We start from the raw sequence: 20,979 nt of genomic DNA, 5'->3' as shown, positions 1-20,979 counted from the left end.
GCAGGATACTGGTGATCCCAACCTGCCCGGTGTTCAGGTTACCCTGGTTTGGGGTGGATTCAACAGCGACACGATCGGCAATGGCAACGATATCACTATCGGCACCGTCACTACCACGAACCCGGCATTGGCAAGCCAGCCGAATTATCTGTTTGGCAATCTTCCCAGTGGGAATTATTCGGTGCAGGTTTCTGCCACAGGTGGGTCGGGCGGAGTACCAGCCAACGTCAATCTGACTGATTCCATTAACGATGCAGTGCTCGATCCCAATGCCCAGCCTCAGGTGTTCCTGAATATTGGCCAGAATCTGCTGAATGTGGATTTTGGCTACCAGGGCAACGCCACGATCGGTGACACCGTGTGGTATGATGTCAATGGCAATGGCATTCGTGAAAACGGCCCCAGTATTTTTGAACCTGGAATTGCCAACGCTGTCGTCACAGTTACCTTTGCAGGTGCGGATGGGCTATTCCCTGGCGACGCTGGCGATACAGGTGACCAGATCGTCTTTACCACAACCACCAATGCCAGTGGCACCTACCAACTGACTGGTTTACCGGCAAATCTGCCGAATAGTCCGTATCGAGTAACCGTCACCCCACCCGCGGGTTTTACGGTGCAGACATTCGACAACGATGATCCTCTCAACGGGCCATTCATCACCCCGAATCAGTCTGCCCTGACATTAGCACCCGGACAGACCAATCTGTTGCAGGATTTCGGCTACCGTGGGACGGCCAGCATCGGCGACTTTGTGTGGAACGACCTGAATGGTGATGGCATTCAGCAAGGTGGTGAACCTGGTCTGGACGGTGTGCAGGTCAGTCTGCTTCAAGCAGGCCTCGATGGTGTGTTCAATACCCTTGATGATCAGGTGATTGCTCAAACCACCACTGCCGGTGGGGGAGCATACAGCTTTAACGGTCTCGTTGCAGGAAACTACCAGTTAGCGTTTGGGAATACGGATGGTACACTCACTTATCAACGGTCCCCTCAGAACACTATTGCAGTCGGTGCGACACCTGCCAATGATAGTGACGCCAGTGCTACCACAGGAAGAACGAACACGATCACACTGGCTGATGGCGAAATCAACGGTACGATCGATGCAGGCCTGTTTCTGGGAACTTCCGTCGGCAACTCCATTTTTAACGATCTGAACAACAACGGCCTTCAGGATGTGGGTGAAGTGGGGATCAATGAGGTAGAAGTGATCCTGTACGATGCTGCAGGCACCACCGCTCTGCAGACCACGACGACGAATGCCCAGGGGCTGTACCTGTTCAGTGGGCTGGCTGCGGGCAGTTATGTGATCGAGGTTTCTGCACCGAACTTCAATGCTGGTAATGTGTTAGAGAATTTCACCAGCAGCACCGGCCTGAATGGTTCGCTGACGGGACCATTCGAACCAGGTGCGAACGCGAACACCAGTAATGTGGATGGCGACGACAACGGTACGATCGTGGGCACCCTCGGTGCCGGCGGGGTGATCCGCACCGTGGCGGTGGTACTGGATAACACCGAACCGACGGGTGAAAATCCCAATAACGACCCCACCACGCCAGACAATCAGTCGAATCTGGCAGCGGACATGGGTGTTTTCCTGCCATCGACGATCGGTAACACGATTTTCAACGATCTGAACAACAACGGCCTGCTGGATGTGAGTGAAGTGGGCATCGACAACGTGGAAGTGGTGCTGCTGGACGGCACGGGCACGCCACTGGTCACGACCACAACCGCTGGCGGCGGGCTGTACAGCTTCAGTAACCTTGGTGCAGGTAACTACCAGGTGCAGATCAGTGCCACGAACTTCAACGTGGGCAACCCACTGGCGGGCTTCCAGTCGAGCACCACAACCAGCACCACGCCGAACGATGGCATCGACAACGATGACAACGGTGTGGTTGTGGGTACGCTCGGAACTGGTGGCGTGGTGCAGACGAATCCGTTTGCAGTCACCCCCGGCACCACGAACAACACGCTGGACTTCGGGCTGTTCGGCGCTCTGTCGATAGGGAACCTGGTATTCGACGATGTGAACAACAACGGTGTGCAGGATGTCGGTGAAAACGGCATCAGTGGCGTCGAAGTGGTACTGCTCAATGGCACGGGCACCGGGATTGCGACCACAACAACCGATGCAAACGGCCAGTACCTGTTTACCGGGCTGGCACCAGCGGAATACCGCGTTCGGTTGAGTGCGGCAAACTTTAACCTTGCCGGTGCGTTGGTGGGTTACCGCTCCAGCACGGGTGCAGCGAACGCCTTTGAAGGTGCGGGGACGCCAGTACCTGGTACCAGCAACGTCGACAACGATGATAATGGTACTACCACCGGCACGCTGGGTTCGGGTGGCTTCATTGAAACACCCACTTTCCTGCTCCAGGGTGTGCAGCCGACAGGTGAAACTCCGAACAACGACCCCACCACACCGGATGATCGGTCGAACCTGGCAGTCGATTTTGGGGTATACCGCACGCAGTCGCTGGGTAATGCCATCTTTAACGATCTGAACAACAATGGCATTCAGGACGTGGGTGAGTTGGGGATCAATGAGGTCGAAGTGATTCTGTACGATGCAGCGGGTACCACCGCTCTGCAGACCACAACGACGAATGCACAGGGGCTGTACCTGTTCAGTGGGCTGGCAGCGGGCAGTTATGTGATTGAAATCTCCGCACCGAACTTCAACGTGGGGAATCCGCTGGCGGGCTTCACCAGCAGCACCGGCTTGAATGGTTCGCTGACGGGACCATTCGAACCAGGTGCGAACGCCAACACCAGTAATGTGGATGGCGACGACAACGGCACGATCACGGGCACCCTCGGTGCTGGCGGGGTGATCCGCACCGTGGCGGTGGTGCTGGATAACACCGAACCGACGGGTGAAAACCCCAATAACGACCCCACCACGCCAGACAATCAGTCGAATCTGGCAGCGGACATGGGCGTTTTCCTGCCATCGACGATCGGGAACACGATTTTCAACGATCTGAACAACAACGGCCTGCTGGATGTAGGTGAAGTGGGGATCGACAACGTGGAAGTGGTGCTGCTGGACGGCACCGGCACGCCACTGGTTACCACCACTACCGCAGGCGGCGGGTTGTACAGCTTCAGCAACCTCGGTGCGGGGAACTACCAGGTGCAGATCAGTGCGACGAACTTCAACGTGGGTAACCCACTGGCGGGCTTCCAGTCGAGCACCCCAACCAGCACCACGCCGAACGATGGCATCGACAACGATGACAACGGTGTGGTTGTGGGCACGCTCGGAACTGGTGGCGTGGTGCAGACGAATCCGTTTGCCGTCACCCCCGGCACCACGAACAACACGCTGGACTTCGGGCTGTTCCAGGGGGCATCGATTGGTAATGAGGTATTCATCGATACCAACAATAACGGTATTCGAGATGTTGGTGAAGTGGGCCGACCGGGTGTAATCATCCGTCTGCTGGATATTACGGGTGTCAATGAAATCGCCAACACCACCACGGATGTGAACGGACAATATCTCTTCACAGGACTGGCACCTGCAAATTACATTGTCGAAGTGGCTGCTGCCAACTTTACGGCAGGTGGGCAGTTGTTCCAGTTTGTTTCTTCAACGGGTAATCCAGGTTTTGCTGCCCCCACACCGTTTGAAGGTGCCAGCACTCCGAACCCATCGGCAAATACTACGGACCAGGATGATAACGGTACCACCATTGGTGGGGTAGTGCGTACTACGTTGGTTGATCTGACGGTAGCACAACCCATTGGAGAAATACCGAATAATGATCCATTGACTCCCGATGCATTCAGCAACCTCACTGTTGATTTTGCCTTCTATCAAACAACAACCATTACGGGAACTGTGTGGGTAGATCGGACACCGAACGGAATCCTCGAGCCGACTGAACCAGGCAGGTTGGGTGGGGTAACGATTACGGCCACGGGACCAACAGGTACTTTCACTACAACAACTTTGCCAGACGGGACGTACGTATTCACGAATATCCCGGCAGGCACATACACAATTACGCAAACGCAGCCCGCGGGCTATGGTTCCTCCACACCAAACACAGTTGTGGTCAATGCCCCACCGAATGGCAATGCGGTTGTAAACTTCGGCGAAACACTTTCCAGCGTCAGCGGGCGGGTATTCTTTGATCGCAACAATAATGGTCTGCAGGATCCTGGTGACGCAGGCATACCTAATGTAGTTATGAATCTGGTGGGTACCGATGCCAACGGGGCTCCGGTGAATCTGAACACCACCACCGATGCCAATGGCGACTATATCTTCCGCGAACTGGTTGGTGGGACGTATGTGATCAACGAAACCCAGCCCACAACACCACCCAATATTGATGGGATTGATACCCCCGGAACCGCAGGTGGGATTGCCAATACACTTGCGAATCCGAATCAGATCAGCAATATTGTGCTGCCAGGTGGTATCGATGCCACGGGCTACAATTTTGCCGAAATCCCGTTAACATCCATCGCAGGAAGTGTTTACGAAGACCAGAATGGCAACGGTGTTCGCGATTTTCTGGAACCAGGGATTCAACTGGCAACAATCACCCTCACAGGGACGACGGTGCAGGGCAATCCTGTCAACATTCAGGTTCAGACAGATGCCAACGGAAACTACCTGTTTGACAATGTAGTACCAGGTACTTATACCCTGACCGAAACTCAGCCTGCAGGTTTCCTGGATTGGCTGGAACAGAATGGCACCCCACCTGCGACCGTGGTGCTGAACGATCAGTTCCAGAATATCAACTTGATTACCAATACCGGACCTGCAACGGGCTTCAATTTTGGTGAAGTATTACCTGTCAGCATTTTTGGCAGTGTCTATGTCGATCTGAACGCCAATGGCGTGCTGGATGGTGGTGATGGTCCAATCAATGGTGTTGTAATCACCTTAACAGGCATTACCGACCTGGGCACCACCATTACCCAGGTTACAACAACTCTGCCGAACGGTACTTATTCGTTTACCGGTTTGCGGCCTGGTACTTATACCATTCGTGAAACCCAACCCACGAACTTTGGCGACAGTAATGAAACCGTCGGTGATCGTGGTGGGATTATCAGTGCCAATGATGTGATCAGTAACATTGTGCTGCGTTCCGGACAGGTCGCCACTGGGTACAACTTTGGTGAATCGGATCAGATCAATCTGGTGCTCACACAAACGATTGATCGCCGACTGGTCAACGTGGGCGAATTTGTCACCATTACTTACAACGTGCTCAATCAGGGGCCTGCCACCGGAAATAACGTGGTGATGTCTGCACCGCTGCCTCCCGGGCTGCAATTTGCCAGCACCAGCGCGCCTGGCAGTTACAATCCTTTGACAGGCCAGTGGAACATTGGCACATTGCCCGCTGGTCAGATGGTGACCATGCAGGTGCAAGCCCGGGTCTTGCAAAGTGGGGTGCTCACCAATTTTGCACAGGTTACTGCATCCAATCGTGAAGTGACACTGGTGGATAACTTCTCGAATGTTAATGTCATCTCGGCATATCGGGCTCTTGCGTTGTCCAAGCGAACCTTCCTGACTTCTGTTACCCCCGCCAGCGGTGCCGCACCGACAGGCACCACGGCCGCCCGGTTCGTCTTGCGTCGTCGATAATCGACTGTGATCTGTTTGTTACGTTGCCCACCGATTTCCTCTGGCACCACATGATAAAGCACGTGATAGTGCCAATTGAAATCTGTCTGAAAGTTGTATGCCGAATCTGCTGCTGATAGATAACAGATCACGTGTGCTTAATCCAAACTGCTTATTTCACCAGCAGATCGGGTACATAACGTGGCAAAAAGTGGCAGTGGGATGGAATCGCGTAAAAACTGCACTCGCCCATCGGCAAAGAGTGCCATGCTGCCACCGATATGGAAGCTGTAGGGTTCGTTATCGTTTTTTCTGTTCATTGTGTAGGTGCAGCCTCCTGCCGGTCCACACCCTTCGGTGGTGCCGTCGGCACTGGAACCATCGAAGCTGAAGGGGCCTTCGCTGTCGGCCCAGCCAATCCCCTGATCATTAGCAATGCTGGGAGTCGCTTGCCGCTGCCGATAGGTCAGTGGGCGGGCACTGCATTCCAGCACCATGATGGTGTGGGTGGTGCCATCGGTCACACTAGCGAAATTGTTCGTTGAATTGCGGTGCATGATCGAAAACCGATTATTGCCATCGTACAGCGAGGTGGGCAGGTGGGGGTTTATTGCTGATGGCTGCACACCCATGATCGCCTCATAATCGGTGGGGGCAATCGGATTGCTGAAGGTCATCGCTGGGCGGGGAGCTTTCGCAATGGCACTGGTGATTTCCAGCCGATTTCCCACGGATGGGCACTGAAATACCTTTACGGGCACGGCGGCAGCCACCGGATTGGTGCCTTCCCACCAGTTTGCATTGTAATCGTAGAGCTTCTGAAGGTTTTCCTGTTCAATGTGGGGCAGAATCAGCACCCGCCAGCCAAGATATCTGCCCGCTGGATTCCCTGGTCCGCTGGTGGTCCAGCCCGACGCGGGAAAAACCAGATTCGAATCGTGAAAACCGTGCAGTGCGAGCCCCAACTGCTTCATGTTGTTCTGGCACTTCGTCCGGTTGGCTGCTTCACGCACCTTCTGAATGGCGGGCAGCAGTAAACCAATCAGAATAGCAATGATCGCAATCACCACCAGCAATTCGATGAGTGTAAACGCACGGCCATGTGGTGTCGCACGGTCAGAAAGATGATGCATCAACTATTCCCAGAAAAATCTTAGCAAACCTTCATTAATGAGAGGATTTTCACAGGTAGTGGGAGTGAATTCGTCCTGAAATGTTCCGATACCACTTCGCCTGATTGTACATGATCAGGAAGGTTTTTACCACACCGTGTGTCCAAAATCGATGTACAAAGCAAATTTCAAGCAGTTTCCCTTTCAGTAAACTATCTACCGTGGGCTGTTCCGGAGTAATCGCATGCCGTATCCCAGATTCGATCGTTTTCAGTTAGTCGTGCGACCATTAGGGGAACGTGTCCACGATCTAAAATTATCGCAACTACTGAATCTGCAAGATGTTACATCTTTTTCTGACCCCGCGTTGCCTGTGCTTGCCCAGCACCTGCGTGCGGCACAAAAGGTCGGGGCGGCACGGATCTGGATGATGGGTGCCCACGTGGTGCGTGCCGGTGTGCAGCGACAACTGATCGATCTGATGGAACGTGGTTTCATTTCCCACATCGCAATGAATGGTGCGGGGCCAATTCACGATTATGAGTTTTCTCTCATTGGTGCAACCACGGAAAGTGTTGCACGTTATGTGCGGTCGGGCGAATTTGGCCTTTGGCGCGAAACTGGCCAACTGAACGAGATCATTCAGGACGGAATCAGGCACGATCTGGGTGCGGGGGAAGCGATCGGCAAGGCAATCTGGACTGGCGATTTTCCCCACAAAGAGGTCAGTATTCTGGCCCACGCCTATCGCCTGGGCATTCCCGCCACGGTGCACGTGGGGATCGGGCAGGATATTATCCACGAGCACCCCAACTGCAACGGTGCCGCATGGGGTGAAGCGAGTTACCGAGATTTTCTGGTATTTGCGGAAAGCTGCAGGCACCTGGAAGGTGGCGTGCTGCTGAACTTTGGGACTGCGGTCATGGGCCCGGAAGTCTATCTGAAAGCACTGACCATGGCACGCAACGTAGCCCACCAGCAGAGAAAACAGATTGCGAATCTGACGACAGCAGTGTTTGATTTGATCCCACTGGAAGGCGACACGCGGGTGCAGGCCCCAAAAAGCGACCCACGTTATTACTATCGACCCTGGAAAACAATCCTGGTCCGCACCGTCAGCGATGGTGGGCAAAGTTTTTATGTGCAGGGCGACCACAGAGAAACAATCCCCGCCCTGCGACAGTGCTTGATGAGTTTGCAGGATTAGGGTTTTTGTGGGCAATTCTTCAAACTTTTTCTGCCCGAGATCGTCTTATTTCATGTGAAGCTGTGCCCACAATTCCCGTTTGTAGCTGATTCGGCGAAAAATGGCGGCATTTGGCGGATAGATGATCTGTAAACTAATGATCGATGCTTTAATGAATAATACGAGGTTCACCAGATGAGATACTTGCAACGATTTCTCCCCATCCTCTGTGGGGTGCTGTGTTCATCCCACGTGGCATGGGCAGATCGGATTGCCATCCAGATCCATCCTGCCCACCTGCGGGTGGTGGAATCTGCGATGGTGATTACTGGTGAAGTGGTGGATGTGGAAGAAAAACTGGTCAGCTACCCACTGCAAAAAGAAAACCCGAAGGCAGCATTTGATTATCAGATGGTGACGGTGAAAATTGACCGTACGTTGCTCGGTGGTAAGGGTTTAACGCAAGTTCGTGTGGGCACCACGCGACTCATTCATCAGATCGCTTTTCAAAAAGGTCAGAAAGGGTGCTTTTTCCTGGTGCCGCACCATTCGGGCGATTTCTTCACCACTCCATCGATCAGCAGCCCACCTTATTACGAACAGCAAATGTTGAATTACAAGGCCGAACTTGAACTGGTGGAGAGAGCGACAGCAATCCTGCAAGACCCTGCGAAAGCACTTGCTGCGAAACAAATTGCCGACCAGCAACTTGCGGTTCAGGTGCTGTTAACGCGGTATAACAGTCGCACGCACCTGGGCAGTGGGGATGCGAAACAGGTCGAAGTGCCCCAGGAAATCAGTAGTAAAATCATTTCGATTCTCTCCGAAATGCCATATTTTAATCAGGGCACCGTCACCGGTTTACAAAACCTGTTCTGGATGACGCAGCCGGAAAAAAATGGTTTTGTACAACGAGCAGACATTGGCAAACCGGACTTGCAGGAAAAAATCATGAAAGATTTCCTGAAAGCGAACCAGAAAAAAATCAAACTGCAGCAGTGGGTGGAAAAGCAAACGTGATTTCATGAAAATCGGATGAAAGGCAAATTGATTTCAGGAAAGTTTTCGCTTTTCCCTTGCCACCTTCGCTGGGCTGTGCTATCCCACATGATAAGCATCGCGGTGCAGTCATCGCATGTAAACCGTAATTTTGGAATGGTCCGTTGAATATTTTCTCCGCGAATCTGGTACTTATCGCTGCTGCCGTAGCCATCGCAGCCGCTGCGCGTACTTCATAGACTCCGGGGAACAACGAAAGTTAACTGAAAACCCCGGAGTCACCTCCGGGGTTTTTTATTGTCTTGAAAAGGAAACCAATGACGACTCTCTCCCACGTGCTGAACAAACAGATGTCTGAAAAGGCGAAGCGAACACCGGATTCGCCGATTAGTTTTTTCATGAAAAAAGCCCTCGAAAATAAGGATCTGATCAGCCTGGCAGCCGGGTTCGTCGATTCCCCATCCTTACCCGTGGAACCTCTGAAAGACGTAATGGAAGAGTTGCTTGCTGACCCGCTGGCAGCACAGGTGGCGTTGCAGTATGGCACCACTCAGGGCTATCGCCCACTGATCGACCAGTTGGTGCAGCACCTGGGCAAGTTAGACCATCTGGACCAGCCCGAACAGCATTTCCAGCCGCACAACGTGGTGATTACCACTGGTTCGCAGCAGTTGCTTTACATGTTGTGTGAACTGATGGTGGACCCGGGCGATATTGTGATTGTCGAATCGCCATCCTATTTCGTGTTCCACAGCGTGCTGGTGGAACATGGGGTGCGTGTCGAACAGGTTCCAATGGACGATGAAGGCCTGCGGGTGGATGCCCTGGAAGATCTGTGCGATGAACTTCGCGAACGTGGGGAACTGCACCGCGTCAAGTTGCTCTATTGTGTCGATTACTTCCAGAACCCCACCGGGTTGACGCTCTCGAAACGACGTCGGGAAGAACTGCTGGCATTTTTGGTGCGTTTGCGGCAGCACCATCATCTGTTTGTGCTGGAAGATGCGGCCTATCGCGAACTGGTCTACGAAGGCGAGAACCTGCCCAGCCTGAAAAGTTACGACAAAGATAACCAGCATGTTATCTATGCGGGAACCTTCTCCAAACCATGTGCACCAGGCTTCAAAACGGGCTATGCGGTGCTGCCCGAAGGTTTTGCCGAGCCGTTGCTGCGAATCAAAGGAAACCACGACTTCGGTTCCAGCCACCTGGCCCAGAATATTATTCATCGTTTTCTCATTTCTGGGAAATACCAGGCCCATGTTGCCCACCTGCGTGGGATCTATCGGGAAAAGCGGGACGCACTGATTGAGGCACTGGAACAGCACTTTGGTGACGTCGCTGGTTGCCGATGGACCAATCCATGTGGGGGAATGTTTAACTGGTTGACGTTACCCGAAAACGTCCCCACTTCGGCGAATAGTGAATTCATGGATGCGGCAGTCGCTGAAGGGGTGATCTATATTCCGGGTGAATTCTGCTATTATTCCCCCGACAACAGCCAGCCAAAACATGAAATCCGCCTCAGTTTTGGTGCGGCACAGCCCAATCAGATTCGAGCGGGCATTGCCCGCCTGCGAAAGGCCTATGACCGAGTGACAAAGAAGGCTTGTGAATCTTCTCCCACCACCTGCAGTACGGGAATGTAGAATCTTTGTTTCTTGAAGTACTGGGCCAATAAATCGAAGTAATGTTCCTTACTTCAGTGGGCGGGATTTCAGGTGATCTTCCAGTTTCAGGTGGGGCACACCTTCTTTCCACCAGTCTGGTGCCGATTTGCCCTGTAAGTGGTGGTCAAAGAATTCCCGCATCCGAATTGCATAGTCTTTGCGGTTCGATTCTACTGCCAGACCGTGGTTTTCACCTTTGTATTGCAGCATCACCACAGGCTTTTCCAGTCGACGCAGGGTGTTGAAATATTCCACCCCCTGGGTAAAGTCGACCGCACCATCTTTATCGTTGTGCAGTAATAAAAGTGGCGTTTCCACGTTCTGAGCATTGAACACAGGTGAATTGCGGATGTAGGCATCCTGCAGTGCCCAATAACCAGCGGTAAAGCGGCCCTGGCTGCTTTCAAAAATCGGCTGGTTGGCAATTCCGGAGTTCCAGTACATGGAACTATACATACTGATCAAGTTGGTCAGTGGGGCACCTGCAATGGCTGCTTTGAAGCGTTTGGTCTGGGTAATCGCATACGCGGTTTGATACCCACCCCACGAGTGGCCGTGCAATGCCATTTTCTGTGGGTCAACCACGCCGGTTTTCTCTGCAGCATCGAGCGCGGCCAGAATGCACTTCACCGAAGAGCCACCGGGATTGTTAATTTCGTAAGTAATGTCGGGCATCAGCACCGCGTAACCGTTACTGGTGTAAATCGATACGTTGAACGCACTGCTGCTGGGTGGGCTGTAACTGTGAATGCGGTCCGACAATTTCTCATAAATGTACACCACAGTGGGGTACTTTTTGCCCGCCTGATAGTTCGCTGGCAGATACAACGCTGCCTGCAACGGTTTCTTGTCGAAACTTTCGTAGTGCAGTACGCGGGTGCCAGCCATCCACAGATAATCCTTCTGCTGTGGGTTGGTGGTAGTCAGTTGTTTGGCGTTTTTGAACGTGCCATCTACCTGGAAAATGTTCGGGCTGTCAATCGCTGTGGTTTTCTGGTACGTGAACAGGTCGGCATTTTTTGCCTTGGCCAACCGTGTGAAATCGGCATCCCCTTCCACAATCGTGGTGAGGGTGGCGCTGCCGGGTAAGCGACGCACGTAGCCGTTTTTCTTGGTTTTCTGCACCACGTATGGGAAATAGATTGGCTGTGCAGGATCGATGCCTTCGCTTTCTGGATTGAGGTCCAGAATCGACTGATAGCGAATGCCATCTTTTTTACCATTCACTGTCAGGTTAGTGCCAGCATCTCCTGTAACAGGAATCTGCCAGATATCCCAGTTGTCGCTGATGAAAACCGATTGGCCATCTTTCGCCCAGCCCATGAACCGGGTTGGTGGGCGATCAACGTTATGGTCGTCTTCGGTATTGATAAAACTGGTGGTGCTTGCCTTGGTAATATTCACCGATTTTTTGCCAGCGAACGAATAATACCAGTAGTTGCCATCCTGATAGTAGAGCAAGCCTTTGCCATCGTTGGAAGATCCGAAGAACCAGCGAATCTTTGTGAGAATGTTTGTTCTTTTGCCAGTGGCAAGATCGACCTGATCGATATTTCGGTAAGAGATTCCATCCAGCGAAGCCTGTAAATCATACGGTGCCGTAATAGAAGCGTACGCATACTGATCTTTAGCAGTAATCCCTACCTGTGGGGCATCTTCGGAGCCAAGAGCAACAGTTTTTTTTGTTTTCAGCGAATACCACGCCAGGTAGTTTTCATTTTTGTCGCGACTTGCATCGAGTGCCTGCTTTGGCTGTAAGCGGGAGTCTTTCCAGTGCCATACCACCACGGCGGGGCGATTGGGATTGTTCGGTGCAGGTGCTGCAGTGGTCGATTTGGGTGGGTTATCGGTTTTCGCAGGTGCTTTGGGGGCAGGTTTTGTTGCTTCTTTCTTTTCCTGTGTTTTGATGCCGAACACAAATCCCTGCAGGTCTTCTGTCCAGCGTGGTTGTCGCTGTGTCACCAGTCCCATGTCTTTGGGGAAGGTTTTTTCCTGCTTGGGATCAAAAGTGATGATTTCTGGCTGTTTGCCGGTGAATTTCACCCCCAGAATGCCGTAATATTTCTCATTTTTCAGTTCTTTGTCTTCAAACGACTTCATCACCGTCAGTGCGGTGCCTTCTTTGTTCCAGTTCAAGCTGGAATAACTGCTGGAGGAGCTTTCCAGCATGGTCAATGCAGCACTGGTGGTATCAAAAATCTGCACCCCACTGCCCACGCCGGCATCGGTGGTGACAATCATTGCCAGCAGATTTCCCGTCTTGTTGAATTCGAAATCGCTGATATTTCCCAGCGGAATCGATTTGCCGGTTTTCAAGTCGTGCAGAATCAAGTCTCGGTTGGTACCCGCACTCGCAGCAATGGGCCCCGTCGCACCTGGTGCCGGTGGGCTCGCAGATTTCTTCGGGCTGGGCCGCAACGCCAGCCATGTTGGAGTTCCTTTGCTCAGCTTATAACTGCTGATATTGTCGAGAATTGTCTGTTTTCCATTTGCTAATTCAACAAAAATCAACTGAGATGTGCCTGCTTTGCTGGCGGTGCACACGAAGAAGTTGGAATCTTCGCTGAAGCCAGGATTACCACGTGCAATATCGGTGGTAATCGTGGTGACTTTGCCAGTTTCCACCGAAGTCAGCAGAATGCGATTTTTCTTCTGATTGCCCACCCCTACAGCGACCCATTTGCCGTTGGGTGCGATATCCTGCGACAGCACATTCTCCCACAGATCAGCATCGGCAAGCGACAGCGTTTTCTTTGTGGGTGGGGCCTTTAATTCTGCCAGCCGTTTTTTCAGGTCGGCAATTTGCTTTTCCAGATCTTCAATCTGTTTCTGACTGGTGGGTGCTGCCTGTGCCCACATCAACGTGGGGCAAAAGGTCATGGCAGCAATGGCCAAATATGATAATACTCTCACAAAATGCTCCTGGCACATCGGTTCTGAATCGGTATGAATGCCGAGTGATCACTGAAATTTGGGCAATTTAGGTAATTTATAGCTTTTCTTCATGAAAAATTACCAAAATCTGTTGGAAAGTCGCTTCCCACCAGTGCGGTAACGTTTCTCCCACGTGGCGCAATTGATACAACCCCTATATCTGAACCTAATTTCGAACATGGTTGGAATATGCGTCTTCTGGTGACTGGTGGGTGCGGTTTTATCGGCAGTAACTTTATCCGTGGTTTCCTGAAGCGAAATCCCGAAAGCACCATCATCAACCTGGATGCGTTGACCTACGCCGGCAACCTGGAAAATCTGGCCGATCTGCACGCCGACGCACGCTACCAGTTTGTGCGTGGAGATATAACAGACGCACCCCTGGTCCAGAGTTTGGTGGGCGACATCGATTCTGTGATTAATTTTGCCGCGGAAAGCCATGTCGACCGCAGCATTATGGATTCCGGACCTTTTTTACGCACCAATGTGATTGGCACGCAGGTGCTGCTGGATGCTGCCCGCAAAGCGAAGGTGCGGCGTTTTGTTCAGGTGTCTACCGATGAAGTCTACGGTTCGCTGGGGGAGACGGGTTTGTTTTCCGAAACCACCCCACTGGCGCCGAACAGTCCGTATTCTGCCAGCAAAGCTGCTGCCGACTTGCTGGTGCGGTCGTATGTGCATACCTTCGGGATGGATGCCATTATCACCCGCTGTTCCAATAACTATGGTCCCTACCAGTTTCCGGAAAAGCTGATCCCACTGTTTATCAGCAATTTACTGCGTGATGAAGTAGTGCCTGTTTATGGCGATGGCATGCAGGTGCGTGACTGGATTCATGTGAACGACCACTGCCTGGGTATTGAAGCCGCCTGGAAGCACGGGAAAGGTGGCGAAGTGTATAATTTCGGCGGCAAGTCCGAAATGCCTAACCTCTTACTGACCAAAGAGTTACTGCGAATTCTTGGCAAGCCGGAATCGCTGATCCGTTATGTGCAGGATCGCCCAGGGCACGATCGTCGATACGCGATTGATTGCAGCAAAGCAGAAGCAGAACTGAACTGGCAGCCCACGGTCAGCTTTGAAGAAGGCCTACAACAGACAGTCGACTGGTATCTGGAGCACCAGGATTGGGTCAATTCAATCCGCACTGGTGCGTATCAGGAATATTACCAGAAGCAGTATGGAATCGATACAGGCAAATGATGTGCGGCACAGCCCGAAGGAATGAAGCAAAATGCGTGGTGTTGTATTAGCAGGTGGCAAGGGAACTCGCCTCGGCGAACTGACCAAAGTAACCAATAAGCACCTGTTGCCGGTGGGGCCTTATCCCATGGTTTACTACCCGCTGAAAAAAATCGTCGGTGCGGGAATCAAAGATGTGCTGCTGGTTTCCGGTACAGAACACATGGGCGATTTTGTGGAACTGCTTGGTTCTGGCAGGGAACACCAATGTGCCCTGACATACCGTGTTCAGGATGAGGCCGGGGGCATTGCTCAGGCACTTGGCCTGGCAGCCACATTCTGTGGGGATAATCGCTCGCTGGTGATTCTTGGCGACAACATTTTTTACGATCCTTTGCACGAATTTGTGAAGAAATCGGATGCCCACCCCGACTGGGCTTGGATTGGCCTGCAGAAAGTGCCCGATCCTGGCCGGTTTGGAGTTGCTGAACTGGATGGCGACCGCGTGATTTCCATTGAGGAGAAGCCTCAGCACCCGAAAAGCGATTTCGCGGTCATTGGCATCTACATTTACCCACCCGATGTGTTTGAGGTAATTAAAACACTGAAGCCCAGCCGACGTGGGGAACTGGAAATTACCGACGTAAACAATCACTATCTGAAAGCAGGCCGCCTGGGCTACCAGATTATTGAAGAATACTGGACCGATGCTGGTACGCTGGATTCGCTGGACTATGCCAACCAGTTAGTGCGAGACAAGCCACCGGTTTTCTGAGATTGGAATTCCCTTCCTACAGATCAAATCAGGCAGGCAACATCGCGTAAAACTTTGGGCCTGGGTGCCTCTATGAACGATGCGGCAATCGCTTTCAAGAAAAAAGAGCGCAATTCAATATTTTTGTTCAATTCAACAAATCTTTTCTTGCAGACAATTACTAAACCCAATTTCATATGAAAATCGGTGTTTTAACGTCTATCATGCGAATCGCGGTTCATGAAACATGATGTTGAGTTGCCAACTCAAGTGTTTAGTACTGGATTCCCGCCTTCGCGGGAATGACGATTGTAGACACAACCGCGGTTGGATCGAAAAATACCAGAAACACCGAATTTCAAACTGATTTTGGTTTAGATCTAAATTGCATGTTTTTACAAATTGAGTGTTGAAGTAAAACGACAATCAGACGGCTGTGCTAACAACCGTCAGAAAGCCGCCCTTTGGAGGACTTTTGAACATGCAAGCAAGCTGTCAATTTAGTTCAATCTTTGTTCCAGGTAAAACTTACGGTGCGGCCTGTTAATCCAACCATATCGATGGTATGGCTTTTAATTTTCGTCGGTGCACCAAACGTTTTTGCCTTCCAGAACTCTATCACATATTTGCTGTTATCATTTGCCAGAAAGTTATAGACACCAGAATCTTTCGTCTGATCTTTGGTGGACAATTCCTTGATCAGTTTGCCGTCCTGATAAATCTTGATCGCCTTCCACCAGGTGATGTTGCTTGGGGTTTTCAGTTGAATGCCCACTTTGTTCGTTTGATTGAAAGCCATTGCCACAGCAATCTGGTCCACGCTCTCAGCGTACTTATTCCCAGATGTCAGATTTTTGTAAGTAAGATCGTAATTCACCACCGTAGCTGGGGCGTTTTTTGTCAGGATCTCCGTCAGAACTTTATTTGCTTCTGCCTGTGAAATCTCTGTGCCATCCGCTTTACAATACTTAGCACTGACAATCCGGTACAAAGAGCCTTCAAAGTCTGGCATGGTGCCTGGTTTTACAAGAAAGTAGCCATTGCGGGCAAAAGAGGTCCCCCAGCTGTTCTGGATTTCCCAGTAGGGCTGGCCAGTTTTGTTGCCCGCCTGGGGATTGTTATAACCAATCAGTGCCACCGCATGACCGAAACCACCATTGATGATGTTTTCATTCACCGAACCTGCAAACACTTCCGTACCACTGAAATCCAATAATTCCTGGGTAAAAGAGTAGGAGCCTACCAAAGGAACATCGCGAGACAGCAGATAACGAATGTAATTCGGATCGTTCCGCACCCATTCTGTGTCTACCACCTTCACACCATAGTTGGCGTTGGTAGCAAATGGAATCACCACCTGCTTCGCCTTTTGCAGAGCATCAGGAATATTCCAGCCTGCGTCTTTGGTTTTGTCGGGTCGTTGGTCATAAAACCATTTTGCATCCAATAGATTCATGCCAGCTTTGGTAAACGCTTTGCGATCAAAACCACGAACTCCACTTTGAAGAATCTGGTTGGAATTAATCATCTGCATGCCCAGAACCGAAGTGATCGACCAGGCAACGCACGAATTGCCACTCTGTTGCATTACTGGCAGTGTACTTGGAATCGCTTCGGTCCCACGCCCGTAGAGAGAGGAGCTTTCCGGTACTGGGGCTCGTGCTTTGGTCGCCCGATCAGTAATCACGGTTACCGGACCGGGGAGGTTTTCCTTCACCAGAACCAGTTGGTATTTCTGCCCACCTTTGCTGATCAGAAATCCTCTTCTACCTTCGGGTGTGTTGGCATCCACGGTTGCACTGCCAACAAATCCGAAGTCTTTATTCCACAATTCCACATAAAACTGTTTATCAAAGCGGCGATAGTTATCTTTGGGCTTCCAGATTTTGTTAACCGCAGCTGTTTTGGTGTTCCCACCTGGAACATAGGCGGTCCAGTTACCGTTCAATCCCGTGCCATCGACGCGGTACTTCAGATATACCTCCCCTGGGGCTTATCGTTGGCATCGCAATGCATACCCAGCACCCAGACGCCATATTTTGTGCTGGGTGCCTGGGCCTGGACATTCAGGGAACCCAGCATCAGTGCCACCATCGCGGTGGGGATGATCAGTTGAAACTTCATCACGTAACTCCTTACAAATTAAGTGTTTGTCGTTGTCGAACATCAATTCCGGCAATTACTTGCCAACTGGGTACTCCCGCCAGATCACTCCCACCCCTCACGAATTTTCATCGTTTTTCATTTTTTTCTGAAAGTCCCACCAATCGTGGGTAAAATCAATTGAGACTTGATCCCACAGTCGTGCTAGCTTCATGGATTCTTCACATTCCATTACCAACTGGATTCGGGATTGGCAGCAAGGCGATCCCAAAGCTGCTGAAAACCTCTGGCAGCGGTTTTCCAGACGGGTGGAAGGTATGGCCAAATCAAAATTACAGCAAGTACCAGGCCGTTTTGGCGATCAGGCGGATCTAGCCCAGGAAGTCTTCGCTGCGGTGTTTACTGGTATTCAGCAGGATCGTTTTCAACAGCTTCATTCCCGTGATGATCTGTGGCAGATTCTGGCCATGGTTACCGCCCGCCGTGCCGCCAACCTCTGGCGGAAAGCAAATGCCGCAAACGAATTGGGCGAATCTGCATGTTCTACCACCGATGAGCAGGTGCGGGTGCTGGAATGTGTTGCAGAACAGTCGGATGAGCAGTTATCCGAATCACTTGGATTTGCCAGCATGGAATTGCTGGAAAAACTCGAGCCGAAGTTACGGCATGTCGCCCTGATGCGCTGGCGGGGCTATTCCAATCAGGAAATCGCTGATGAACTGGGCAGATCTGTGAAAAGCGTGGAGCGATATCTGGCGATGATTCGTATGCAATGGACAGAAGATGAATAACTCTTTGGAACGATTACAACGGATCGACCCACTCTGTGAGGAGTTTGAAGACGAACTACTGGCAGGTGTTGCCCCCCATTATGACCACTATTTGAATCAGGTTGGTGCGGAAGATCGGCCAGTGCTTTTTCGCCATTTAGTCCACCTTCATTGGGATTACGCCAACCGTTCAGGGAGAACCTTCGATTCCAGCCAGCTTCGGGCAGAGCATCCGCAATTTTCGCAGATTATTGATGAAGCAATAGCGGGCAATCAGCCAACAGGTGCTAATTCCACGCTCAATGAATACCACGGCAAAACATACGATCCCCCACGGCTATTGGGGAAATACACCTTATTGCAGGAGTTAGGTCGAGGTGGGATGGGGGTTGTCTGGAAAGCCCAGCAACATGGACTGGATCGATTCGTCGCCATCAAAACGATTAAATCGGCGGGTGATGAATCGGAACGACTGCGTGAACGGTTTCGCGCTGAAGCAATCGCGGTATCGCAGTTGAACCACCCAGGAATCGTCCCGATCTACGAAATTGGCGAAAACGACAGCCAGCTTTATTTTTCGATGGCCTACATGCCCGGTGGCGCCCTTTCAGAACGGATCAAAGATCGCACGTTTGCCTCACTGGAAGCAGCGCGCGTACTTCACAATCTGGCTCAGGCGATTGACCACTGCCACCAACGTGGGATTATCCACCGCGATTTGAAACCAGCAAATATTCTGATCGACACTGATGGAACTCTGAAAATCAGCGATTTTGGCCTGGCATGCCAGGTGGATCGCAATACCGAACTGACCATGACCGGCGAAGTGATTGGTACTCCCAATTACATGTCGCCAGAACAGGTCAATGGTTCCGCAACCCGCCTAAGCGATATCTATTCTCTGGGAGCGATACTCTATCGCCTGCTGGTGGGGCAGCCACCCTTTCAGGCAGCATCACTTCAGGAACTGTTCGAATTATTACTGTATCGTTCCCCGGTACGCCCCACCCAGATCCAGCCTGGGGTCCCACGCGACCTCGAAACGATCTGCCTGAAATGTCTGGAAAAGAATCCCGCACGACGGTATCAATCGGCCCAGGAACTGGTGGCAGAACTGGACCGATATCTTGCAGGCAAGCCGATCCTGGCTCGCCCGATTTCCCGCTTCCAGCACGCCTGGAGGTGGTGCCAGCGGAATCCCGCCATCGCAATACTCTTATCTACCATCATGCTGCTGTTGCTTGCAGGCACGGGTATTTCCAGCTACTTTGCGGTGCTGGCGAATCGTCGCCTGGAAGATAGCCGACAGGCCAACGGACAATTGGTCGTTGCAGAACAGGTAGCACAGCAGAAATCCCGGGAAGCAGAAGCAAAAACGATCCGTGCAAATGCTGAAACAGAGCGGGCATTAACGATTCTGGAGGGCGTGCTGTTTGAAATAGAACCGATCCTGGAAACTCGTGATGATCTGGAAGAACCCCGCCGTCGGATGTTGAAAATCTTATTCGATCATGTGCAGCAGTTAGAAAATCTGGATGGTGCCAGCCCCCGCCTGCAGGTGAACGTGGGCTATATTTTAACGCGAATTGCCAACGTGTATTCTTTTGTGGGTAACGAGAATGGCGAGCATGGTATCACCGCTGCGGATAAGGTCTTTCAGCAGGCGATTGAGATATTTGAATCGCTCCACCGCAAGTATCCCACAGAAAAACAATATGCAGGGTTATTAGGTCAGGCCTACGCACAACATGGCGATCATCTTTTCCACTGGGGAGAGTACCGCCAGGCGAAAACCGTGCTGGAACAAGCACTCCCTATCCTGAAAAAGCTCCTTGATGAGGATCCATCGAATCTGCATCTACTGAAAGACCTGCTCCATACTCAACTGGATTGGATCGGCAATGAAATGTATCTGGGGAAGCATTTGCAGGTGAAACAAAAATTGATTGAATTCCACCAACAAGTGAAAGATCTTGCCAATCGATATCCATCAGATCGTGGCTTTCTATTTCTCGCCATGGAAACCAGCGAACGGATGGGCGATTTATATCTGGCAGTCACCAAAGATTTCGACAAAGTGAAATCCAGCTTTGAAGATATGGATCACTACACGGCCAAAATTATTGCCATTGCACCCGACCCGACAGTCCATGAAGAAGATGTGGCAAACATGCACGAACGGTGGGGCAATTTGTACATGAAGATGGGCGATGGACAAAATGCGTTGAAACGCTATCAGTTGTTTCGCGAAGCGCTGCTGCCGATGGAGGGACGTGCCCCCAACAACAGTGCGGTCCTGCTGGACAATGCAATTGCCTGGCAGAAAATTGCACAGGCATGCCTGATGATTAAGGACGATCAGGCGGCACTGAATGCCTGGAATGAAGCCTTACTCCGAGAGCGAAAATTAATGCAGATCGACCCACGTAATCTGCGGCAGATGCAGTTCCTGGTTCGTGGACTGGAAGGAAAACTGAAAACACTGGTTCGTTTGAAGAATCAGGTGGAGGCGAAAGCTACCTATCAGGAATTGATCAAGGCCCTCCACGATTTTGATCAGCAACAGGAAAAACCACGTTTCCAGGCGAAAATCAGCCAATTGCAAACTGCGTGGCCACAATTTGCAGAAACCGTGCCGTAGCTTCCACCCTCTTCTTT

General features: G+C 51.5%; 12 protein-coding genes. 8 read left to right on the top strand and 4 right to left on the bottom strand.

Translation table 11 applies throughout. The features are described 5' to 3' along the window. Positions 1 to 5,632: SdrD B-like domain-containing protein (locus R3B84_23365; protein ID MEZ6143518.1), on the top strand; the 5,632-nt coding region annotated here is incomplete at its 5' end. A gap of 137 nt (positions 5,633 to 5,769) precedes the next feature. Here the strand turns inward: R3B84_23365 and R3B84_23360 are convergent. Continuing rightward, entirely contained in the window at positions 5,770 to 6,744 is a 975-nt protein-coding gene (locus R3B84_23360) for a DUF1559 domain-containing protein (protein MEZ6143517.1), read from the bottom strand. A gap of 223 nt (positions 6,745 to 6,967) precedes the next feature. Here R3B84_23360 and R3B84_23355 point away from each other — a divergent pair, with 223 nt between their 5' ends. The 3 genes from R3B84_23355 (at position 6,968) to R3B84_23345 (ending at position 10,557) form a co-directional block, all read left to right on the top strand. Then, on the top strand, positions 6,968 to 7,930 hold the full coding sequence (locus R3B84_23355; GenBank protein MEZ6143516.1) for a hypothetical protein: 963 nt from the start codon (positions 6,968 to 6,970) through the stop codon (positions 7,928 to 7,930). Between the two features lie 174 nt (positions 7,931 to 8,104). Then, complete coding sequence (locus tag R3B84_23350) at positions 8,105 to 8,929, top strand: hypothetical protein (protein ID MEZ6143515.1); 825 nt, start codon at positions 8,105 to 8,107, stop codon at positions 8,927 to 8,929. A 296-nt stretch (positions 8,930 to 9,225) separates the two neighbouring features. Further along, positions 9,226 to 10,557 (top strand): PLP-dependent aminotransferase family protein, encoded by a 1,332-nt coding sequence (locus tag R3B84_23345; protein ID MEZ6143514.1) that lies wholly within the window; start codon positions 9,226 to 9,228, stop codon positions 10,555 to 10,557. 48 nt (positions 10,558 to 10,605) lie between these two features. Here R3B84_23345 and R3B84_23340 read toward each other — a convergent pair whose 3' ends face one another. Next, the gene (locus R3B84_23340; GenBank protein MEZ6143513.1) at positions 10,606 to 13,491 is read right to left on the bottom strand and encodes a prolyl oligopeptidase family serine peptidase; all 2,886 of its coding nucleotides are present in this window, start codon (positions 13,489 to 13,491) and stop codon (positions 10,606 to 10,608) included. A 210-nt stretch (positions 13,492 to 13,701) separates the two neighbouring features. Between R3B84_23340 and rfbB the strand changes: the two genes are divergently transcribed. Both rfbB and R3B84_23330 read left to right on the top strand, forming a co-directional pair. Continuing rightward, positions 13,702 to 14,715 carry a dTDP-glucose 4,6-dehydratase gene (rfbB, locus tag R3B84_23335; GenBank protein ID MEZ6143512.1) on the top strand — a complete coding sequence of 338 codons (1,014 nt, stop codon included), beginning with the start codon at positions 13,702 to 13,704 and terminating at the stop codon, positions 14,713 to 14,715. 31 nt (positions 14,716 to 14,746) lie between these two features. Then, positions 14,747 to 15,469 carry a sugar phosphate nucleotidyltransferase gene (locus R3B84_23330; protein ID MEZ6143511.1) on the top strand — a complete coding sequence of 241 codons (723 nt, stop codon included), beginning with the start codon at positions 14,747 to 14,749 and terminating at the stop codon, positions 15,467 to 15,469. A gap of 484 nt (positions 15,470 to 15,953) precedes the next feature. Here the strand turns inward: R3B84_23330 and R3B84_23325 are convergent, their stop codons facing one another. Together R3B84_23325 and R3B84_23320 are read right to left on the bottom strand one after the other, a co-directional pair. Further along, entirely contained in the window at positions 15,954 to 17,396 is a 1,443-nt protein-coding gene (locus R3B84_23325; GenBank protein MEZ6143510.1) for a C1 family peptidase, read from the bottom strand. 23 nt (positions 17,397 to 17,419) lie between these two features. Then, positions 17,420 to 17,572, bottom strand: a complete 153-nt coding sequence (locus R3B84_23320) for a hypothetical protein (protein ID MEZ6143509.1) — start codon at positions 17,570 to 17,572, stop codon at positions 17,420 to 17,422. Between the two features lie 191 nt (positions 17,573 to 17,763). Between R3B84_23320 and R3B84_23315 the strand changes: the two genes are divergently transcribed. Both R3B84_23315 and R3B84_23310 read left to right on the top strand, forming a co-directional pair. Further along, on the top strand, positions 17,764 to 18,342 hold the full coding sequence (locus R3B84_23315; protein MEZ6143508.1) for a sigma-70 family RNA polymerase sigma factor: 579 nt from the start codon (positions 17,764 to 17,766) through the stop codon (positions 18,340 to 18,342). Then, the gene (locus R3B84_23310; GenBank protein ID MEZ6143507.1) at positions 18,335 to 20,962 is read left to right on the top strand and encodes a serine/threonine-protein kinase; all 2,628 of its coding nucleotides are present in this window, start codon (positions 18,335 to 18,337) and stop codon (positions 20,960 to 20,962) included. The genes R3B84_23315 and R3B84_23310 overlap by 8 nt, the downstream gene beginning before the upstream one ends. Positions 20,963 to 20,979: the final 17 nt, after the last annotated feature.

Source organism: Zavarzinella sp., assembly GCA_041399155.1.
Classification (GTDB): domain Bacteria; phylum Planctomycetota; class Planctomycetia; order Gemmatales; family Gemmataceae; genus JAWKTI01.
Note: the sequence above shows the minus strand (reverse complement) of the source record. Positions and strands in the feature narration are given on the sequence as shown.

What these genes read in the sequence shown, in the direction of transcription:
- R3B84_23355 (MEZ6143516.1), top strand. Translation starts at nt 6,968, where the DNA reads ATGCCGTATCCCAGATTCGATCGTTTTCAGTTAGTCGTGCGACCATTA.
- R3B84_23345 (MEZ6143514.1), top strand. Translation starts at nt 9,226, where the DNA reads ATGACGACTCTCTCCCACGTGCTGAACAAACAGATGTCTGAAAAGGCG.
- R3B84_23320 (MEZ6143509.1), bottom strand. Translation starts at nt 17,572, where the DNA reads ATGAAGTTTCAACTGATCATCCCCACCGCGATGGTGGCACTGATGCTG.
- R3B84_23360 (MEZ6143517.1), bottom strand. Translation starts at nt 6,744, where the DNA reads ATGCATCATCTTTCTGACCGTGCGACACCACATGGCCGTGCGTTTACA.
- R3B84_23330 (MEZ6143511.1), top strand. Translation starts at nt 14,747, where the DNA reads ATGCGTGGTGTTGTATTAGCAGGTGGCAAGGGAACTCGCCTCGGCGAA.
- R3B84_23310 (MEZ6143507.1), top strand. Translation starts at nt 18,335, where the DNA reads ATGAATAACTCTTTGGAACGATTACAACGGATCGACCCACTCTGTGAG.
- R3B84_23350 (MEZ6143515.1), top strand. Translation starts at nt 8,105, where the DNA reads ATGAGATACTTGCAACGATTTCTCCCCATCCTCTGTGGGGTGCTGTGT.
- rfbB (MEZ6143512.1), top strand. Translation starts at nt 13,702, where the DNA reads ATGCGTCTTCTGGTGACTGGTGGGTGCGGTTTTATCGGCAGTAACTTT.
- R3B84_23315 (MEZ6143508.1), top strand. Translation starts at nt 17,764, where the DNA reads ATGGATTCTTCACATTCCATTACCAACTGGATTCGGGATTGGCAGCAA.